This window comes from Blautia sp. ZXY-1-B12 (assembly GCF_056339915.1).
Window position 1 is genome coordinate 1 of the sequence record NZ_JBWJVP010000091.1, and the last position, 5,033, is coordinate 5,033.

2 protein-coding genes and 1 pseudogene are annotated in these 5,033 nt (G+C 36.9%); all 3 read right to left on the reverse strand.

Features of this window, described 5'->3' with window-relative positions; genetic code table 11:
* A pseudogene (locus tag AC075L_RS05945) lies at positions 1 to 541 on the reverse strand (NAD-dependent DNA ligase LigA); the annotation flags it as partial.
* 494 nt (positions 542 to 1,035) lie between these two features.
* Positions 1,036 to 2,253: a hypothetical protein gene (locus AC075L_RS05950; RefSeq protein ID WP_476387347.1), complete on the reverse strand. Its 1,218-nt coding sequence runs from the start codon at positions 2,251 to 2,253 to the stop codon at positions 1,036 to 1,038.
* A gap of 1,109 nt (positions 2,254 to 3,362) precedes the next feature.
* Positions 3,363 to 4,928, reverse strand: a complete 1,566-nt coding sequence (locus AC075L_RS05955; protein WP_161233850.1) for a hypothetical protein — start codon at positions 4,926 to 4,928, stop codon at positions 3,363 to 3,365.
* Positions 4,929 to 5,033 lie beyond the last annotated feature (105 nt).

Here is a 5,033-nt window from a genome sequence, read left to right on the forward strand (position 1 = left end):
TTCTTGGATTCTGGTAAGTATCCCCCTCAGGAAGGGACTTATTGATTTCCTCAAAATCCTGATAGCTGATCACAGCTTCTCCGCGGACAATGACTTTTCCTTTTTCCGGAATGGTCATTGGCATGCCATGAATCACCGGGGCGTTGTGGGTAATGTCTTCCCCTACAACACCGTTTCCGCGGGTCACTGCACGGACAAGCTTTCCACCTAAATAGGTCACAACAACAGTCAGTCCGTCCATCTTCCAGGACAGGACTCCGGTTCTTCCATTTAACCAGGCAGCAAGTGCTTCCCTGTCCTTAGTCTTATCCAGAGAGAGGGCAGGGACCTCGTGGGTAACTTTTTCAAGGTGGGATACGACACGGTATCCGATATTCTTTGTCGGACTGTCAGGACGAGAGTATCCCAGTTTGTGTTCAAGGGAAACCAGCTCATCATATTTAGCATCCCATTCCTTGTTGCTCATGATCTGTCTGTTTTCTGTGTAATAGATTCTGGAAGCTTCATTGAGTTCCTTTGTTAGAAGTTCTAATTTGTTCATTTGTTATTTCTCCTTTCGTTTTTCTAACAAAGAAAATATGGAGAATATATTGCTGGATGAAATATGTGGGAGGGAAGGAGAGTAGGAGAGTAATCTATACAGAGTTTTATATAATTAAACATAATTAAACATAATTGGTAAAAGAGATACATAAGAATCTTTGTAACAGCAAGTGTTTAGGTCAATTTTGAGGGGGAGATAAGGATATGTGTGTGGACGTAAAAAAGAAGGCCGTGGATGAAAGACTTGCGGAAGTGGATATATTTTTTTTAATTGTGGAATTAATTTTCCCGAATGTGGATGAAAATATATTAAAAGTGAATGAATAATTTCTCTTGTGGAATAAATTATTATTTATGTGGATGAATTTTTTCCGGCAGTAAATAAAAAAACAGCTGATTATAGCAATCTTACAACTGATAGGATTCATTAATGGAGAATAAAGGGGTGGGAGAGTAGTGCAGAGATAAAAAAGCGCACAAAAATAAGACCTGCTACAGGGAAACAGACTGCAGATTTAGTGGAAATGTTTCATCTTTTAAAAGCGTTCGGGCTAATGCACCAAAATTATCGATCGTCTTTAATTTGGCAACGTAGTTTTTATGTATGTATCTTATTACTTTTTTGACCGCATCTATAGAATAAGTAGAAACCAATAGTCCAAGATCTTTAAAATCTTCCGCGGAAAGTTCAAAAGCTACGTACAATTTTGCATTTTTGATTTTTGACGTTATAGAAGGCTCGATCTCCTGATCAGAAAGAAATTCTGTTTCAACGGGCTTATCTTCCAAGATTGCCTGATTGACTGTTTCAATGGAAGAGTCAATTTTTTGGATATACTCATAGATTTCGTTTTCCCCGGAGATCTGGGAGTTTTCATACTCCGTCCTTCCATGGAAGATTGTATTTAATGTAAATTTGATCTTATCATTATCAAATACAAGATCATATAGACGGGATGCTGCGGAAAGAGCCTTCTGGATCACGCCTTTTTTACAGTAATCAGGAAGAAAACGCTGCAGGGAAGAATAGGAGATTTCTTCTTCCGGATCTTTTTTTGTATCCAGGTCGAGAGCAATACGTAAGAAAACTCTTAACTGGTTAATATCTGTGATCTGCATTATCTCATCCAGAAATTCCTTATTAAAAGTAGCATATCCGCGGCCGCCTTCCCTTGCAGTTTTGGCATAATCCTTGTATTCCATAAGCATCACGTCAAAGTGGTTCTTTTTAAAGCTTTCCAAAACATGGATGTAACCGAATTCCGCGAGAGTTATATTGGCATTACGAACAGACCTTGGAGAGCATCCAAGGTAAGCAGCAAGCTGTGTTGTATTATATCCGCGGACGATCCCCTGCGGATTCGGAGAACCGAAATGATATACTAGCAGCAGTTTTAACGGAATGGCAGTAAGCCTTCTCGCATACCCGAACATATTTTTTTCATTAATATATTTTACATGTTCCTTGTAAACTGTTTTATACTGCGCAAACGGGCAGCTGGCGCAGCATTGTTTCGCTTTTGTCTGAATCTGCGGAGGCATAAATTCGGCAAATTCCACATTTTTATAATTTGGACACGAAAAACAGCCGGATGCATAGCGATCCAGCTCAAGAGTTTTTGTGTAGTATATTTCTTTAAAGTTTTTTTGCAGACCGACGGCTTTGATCAGAGGAGATCTGCCGACTCTGGCATACGGTGTTATTTTCATATACCCCAGCTCCTGTTTTTATGAATCATTAAAAAACCTAAAAAACTGGCTTAAGGGTATTGCAAATAAACTTCTGTTAAGATATAATAATCCCAGAAGCCAGTCATAGGTATAATGATTGGTTATAAGGTCTTTCTTGGCGGTTGGACCTATCTATTCCCAATGTCTCCGGAGTCCCAATTCCGGAGACATTTTTTCTAACTCCCACTATACAATAATTGGGGGAGATTGTAAAACTAAAAAAAGTGGCTTAAAAACGGGGTATTTTAGAAAATTCCCGTTTTTTTTAATATCTGCCCCATTTTCGTGGGAGAAGTGTAATTTTAGGACTGCGAAACTAGGAAATGATGAGTATAAAACATCTTGCCGCGTTTTTTGAGTAAAATTTAATTTTCTGGTATATTATTTCATTTCTGCCCGTTTTTTCAATGTTTCCAAGAACCTGGGAGAAAAAAATACGTAGGAAGTTACGAAAAAAACAGTCGATAAGAAGGATAAAGCTAAAAAAAATAAAAAAAACCTGCCATTTTTTTTGAGTAAAACGTGAAATAAAAAAAACCTGCCACTTTTTTGGAGTAAAATTACTATTTTTCTGGGTAAATTTACAATATGTAGTTCATATTTGAGCAATTGAATGAGATAGGATTAAGAGATTAGAAAAAAAATCATGCCGTTTTTTTGGAGTAATATGCAAAAATAAAAAAACCTGCCACTTTTTTGGAGTAATAATTAAAAATAAAAAAAATTCTGCCATATAATTGGAGTAAATCTATATTACTGGAGTAAATCCTTTAATCAAAATTGAATAAATCATGTTCAGTGAAAAAAATCCTGCCATTTTTTTGGAGTAAAACCCAGAAATAAAAAATCTTGCCACTTTTTTGGAGTAAAACTGCTTTTTTCTTGAGTAAATTTACAACATATAGTTCATATTTGAAAGATTAAACTAAAGAAAAAATAAGATTTAGCAAAAAAACCTGCCACTTTTTTTGAGTAAAATGCAAAAATAAAAAAACTTGCCACATTTTTGGAGTAAAATCACCTATTTTTGGAGTAAAATCATATTTAGATAAAAAAAACCGTCCAGACAGGAAGCCTGGACGGTAAACTTAATTATTATTTTCCAAACCGGGTCGTACGGAATATCCATAAGCAATCTTTTCCATTTCAGTCAAATGGGTAAAGTAAATTTTAACAGATGTGTTCTTTCGCCTGAATTCGTAATCCTCTACAACAATGCCTTCAGATTGGAGTGTCCTGAGATGGTTTTCCAGTTCCCGTACAAACATGGAATTCTGGACTTTGATCAGTTTCATATGTGTCCGGAAAAATTTCATCGATAACGTAGTTGCAGTGATCCCTTTTGCGAAATTGGCAAGCCGTTCTTGCTGGAGGAGCATCAGTATCGCCCGCGTCTGATAGGAATTGATCTTTTCGTAGGATTCTGAATCAATCTGAATGTATGAATTTGTTACGTATTGGTTTTTCCATTCTGCACTTGGGGAAAAAGTCAGGATGTTGTTTGCACGGTCAATGTTTACAGAGTTGATAAAACCTATACTGGCCTGTGTCTTTATGTCTCCCGTTTCCTGATCGTATTCAGTGTAAGAGTATCCCAAGTATTTTAGTTTTTGCAACCTTTCTGCTATGTCGTCAAGATTTGCTTTTCGCGGACGTGCTGTCCTTGTGACTCGCTGGACGAAATCTTTAAAGTCACAGGATATATATGTTTCGCCGATATTTTCTCCACTGATCATCGTGAAAAGCTGTGTAACGACAGCCTGATCGATAGTATCCAGTTCCCGGACGTTCAGTCCAATATTAAAGCTGTTTAATTTCTTTATTAACTGCTCCTCTGTCATTTCAGCGTCAACTATAAATTCTGGAGGGAGTGCTGGGGTGTATTGCATATCCATGACGTTCGTACTGTTTTCTTCTTCATTCTGATATGTATATCGAGAGGAAAGAACCACGTTTTTATTAACATCAATGGAAGGTTTTGTGTCAACGTCGGATGACCTGTAAGAAGACAGTGCTTTAGTGGTAAAATCAGAAGGAACTTTCATATTAAATCCTTCCAGGGAACCATTAAATCTGGTTTTCAGGATTACCAATGAATCATATGTAACATCATATAGAAATGCCCTGGCTATGGAGTGGTCAGGTTTATCAGGACAGAAAAAGAAATCCGTCAGATAAGAAAACTTGTCCCTTCTCCATTTTTCAATGATCTCAGCTGTCTCTTCCATACACTGTTTTATGTCAATTGTTTTTTTCTCATATCTTTTAGCTGCCTGAATCCCCTCGGCATAGTGTCTTAAGGATTCTGGATTTTTGACAGAAATCTTTCCAGTCATTTCCTCATGGATGGGTTTATACCAGTTCTTTTTATAATTTCTCTTTTTGTCAAAGTAGGTAGCTATCGCTTGATCAAGAGATTCATTATCAAGCGCAAGATAAATACTATACGCAATAATGTCTTCCAATGAGGGGTTTGGGTTCCATTGCAGTTCAGGAATTTCCATTAGGTATTTGTTGTATATTACGTTTTCCGGAGGTTTGTCCTTGATCAGGAATCCATACAGATAGATCAATTCTTCTGACATATATTTTCGAATAAAAACAGCCGGCTTTCTATATCGCAGAAAAGCAGATCCTTCATCACGTGTATTCAATTGTTATGCCACCTTTCGCTTTTTTCTATTGTAATTATATAGGAAATAAAAGCTTTTCGCAAGCAGTTAAAGAACCAGATTTTTCTAACCGTTAGAAAAAAGGTT

Excerpts from the sequence above, each read along its gene's own strand:
- AC075L_RS05950 (WP_476387347.1), bottom strand. The coding sequence starts at position 2,253 with ATGAAAATAACACCGTATGCCAGAGTCGGCAGATCTCCTCTGATCAAA.